General features: G+C 64.9%; 4 protein-coding genes and 1 pseudogene. 3 read left to right on the top strand and 2 right to left on the bottom strand.

All coding sequences use genetic code 11. The annotated features are described in order from the left end of the window. Window positions 1–463 (bottom strand): annotated as a pseudogene (locus EN781_RS31280) (WD40 repeat domain-containing protein); the annotation flags it as partial. Between the two features lie 242 nt (window positions 464–705). On the opposite strand from EN781_RS31280, the gene EN781_RS31275 reads away from it, so the two are divergent. Together EN781_RS31275 and EN781_RS31270 are read left to right on the top strand one after the other, a co-directional pair. Continuing rightward, on the top strand, window positions 706–801 hold the full coding sequence (locus EN781_RS31275; RefSeq protein ID WP_126055266.1) for a putative RiPP precursor: 96 nt from the start codon (window positions 706–708) through the stop codon (window positions 799–801). A gap of 69 nt (window positions 802–870) precedes the next feature. Beyond that, window positions 871–963, top strand: a complete 93-nt coding sequence (locus EN781_RS31270; RefSeq protein ID WP_126055267.1) for a putative RiPP precursor — start codon at window positions 871–873, stop codon at window positions 961–963. A 242-nt stretch (window positions 964–1205) separates the two neighbouring features. Here the strand turns inward: EN781_RS31270 and EN781_RS35605 are convergent, their stop codons facing one another. After that, window positions 1206–1742 carry a hypothetical protein gene (locus EN781_RS35605; protein WP_245455500.1) on the bottom strand — a complete coding sequence of 179 codons (537 nt, stop codon included), beginning with the start codon at window positions 1740–1742 and terminating at the stop codon, window positions 1206–1208. Window positions 1743–1817: 75 nt separating this feature from the next. Between EN781_RS35605 and EN781_RS35600 the strand changes: the two genes are divergently transcribed. Next, complete coding sequence (locus EN781_RS35600; RefSeq protein WP_245492700.1) at window positions 1818–2021, top strand: hypothetical protein; 204 nt, start codon at window positions 1818–1820, stop codon at window positions 2019–2021. Window positions 2022–2065 lie beyond the last annotated feature (44 nt).

The raw sequence follows: 2065 nt of genomic DNA, 5'->3' as shown, positions 1-2065 counted from the left end.
GCTCCGGTGGCGCCGGCGCTAGAACCAGCTCCGCCGGCGGCGTTGCGAGGGCCGGCGGAGCGCTGGCGACATCCTGTCCGCCCTTCGGTTCGTTCGCCACCTCGCCGCCCCGCCAAGGCTGGTCGGCGAGCAGCGCCAGCACAGTGACCGCCGGCAGGACCTGGAAGACGCGCCTGAGATGCGGCCGGCCCAGATCCCGCACCTCCGCCGCGCGGCCGAACAGCGGCGCTCCGGCCTGATGCGCCGGCCGTCCCGGCAAAAGACCGGCAAGGAACAGCAACGCGCCGACCACCAGAGCGAGCGCCGCCACCAGGAAGCCGGTCAGCCGCATCGAGGCGGAATCGGCCAGCGGATGAGCGAGGCTCTCGGCTCCGGTGGCCAGAAACGGCCAGGCATGCATCACGCAGGCGATGGCCGCCGCCAGTAGGAGGAGCGAGAGCAGCCTGTCGATCGTTCTGTTCATAGGATGCCCCCACCCTTCTTCTCATATCGGTATCCTAGCCCAGCTTCCCGCGCTGGCTAAGTGTCGGAAATCACACGCGCGGGAATAAATCCGTGATCCCCTCGGCAAAGCAGTGCGCTTATCCGGCAGACCTTCGCGCCAGGGATGTGACTATCCGGATGCACGCAGTGTACATCAGCCGTCATGGTTGACAGGAGACGAGGGTCTGACATCATCCTTCGTGGATTAATGGAGAGTTGGATATGAAGAAGACCTACGAGAGGCTGGCCCTGCTCAAGAAGGACAGGCTTTCGGCGGTGACGGCGCGCAACGGCGGATCCACTCCCCTCCCGCGGTGATTTCAGCCCGGCTGGCGCCTTGAGCATCATGGCGTTGGCCGGATTTGACATTGTATCGGAGCCCCTGAAATGAAGAAAACCTATGAGAAGCCGGTTCTGGTGAAGAAGGACAGGCTTTCGGCGATCACCGCCAACGGCGCGGGCTCGAACAACCTGATCTGATCCCTCGCCGGCTCTCCTGGAGCGGTTCAGCGTTTCATGGAATCGCTTAACCGCTCTAGTATTGTTTTGACGCAATTCCGGACGGAAAACCGCTACGCACTTTTCCCGGAATTGCTCCTAGTATTTGTTTTGACGCAATTCCGGACGGAAAACCGCTACGCACTTTTCCTGGAATTGCTCCTAGTATTGTTTTGACGCAATTCCGGACGGAAAACCGCTACGCACTTTTCCTGGAATTGCTCCTAGAGCACCAGCACCAGGTCATCCACCACAAGCTGCCAATGGTGCTTCGTCGACAGGCGAACACGCGTGACGGCCTTCAGCATCGGCGCATAGTGGCACGGCGCCAGCGCCGACAGCGTGATCTCATCGCGCGCGACCGGCACCTCCCCCAGCCAGCTCTCGATCAGCGCGGTCTCTCCCTCCGAGGCCAGCCAGGCCGCGGTCAGCATCATCGAATGCAGCCCGAAAGGCTGGTGCCGGCCGAATTCGGCCGCATGGCCGCTGCTCGTATAGGCGATGTGATCGCCCGAGACATTGCCGTTGACGTAGCCCTCGCTGTTCTTGGTGTGGTCGCCCGCCATGGCGTTGAGATTGCGCCAGGAGAGCCCGGCATGGCCCGTCGGAAGCTTGCGCAGGCCGCGCGTGGTGACGTCGTCGAAGCCGATGACGCTCAGCGCCGCATCGGCCACGATGACGGCGGGCGTCAGCAGGCCAAGATCGGTCGGATAGGCCGACAACGCGAGCTGCCGCTCGAGGCCGCCGCCGGAGATCGCCACCGTGTCGGCCCCTGCGGCGAGAGGAAAGCGGAAGGCGGCGCCCGCGCCAGCGTCCGGCTGTCGAGGATCTGGCCCTTGCCCATCACCGACAGCGTCGCCTCCGTCGCGGCGGGCATCCTGCCGCTCAGGACGCGAACCGGCGCGAGGCCGACCGGTTTCGGCAAGTCCTCCCCGACGAGGCCAGCGACAGAGCCGGGCGCGGCCAGCAAGCGTATCGACTGGTCCTCGTTCCCGCTGCTGGCGCGCCAGCCGGGCGGCACAGAGACCGAAAAGCGGTAGGTGCCGGGCGCGCGTATCCTGGCCCGGCGTCGCCTGGACGACAT

This window comes from Mesorhizobium sp. M4A.F.Ca.ET.090.04.2.1, assembly GCF_003999085.1.
Lineage (GTDB): Bacteria > Pseudomonadota > Alphaproteobacteria > Rhizobiales > Rhizobiaceae > Mesorhizobium.
The sequence above is the reverse complement of the archived record's forward strand: the minus strand, read 5'-3'. Positions and strand labels throughout refer to the sequence as shown.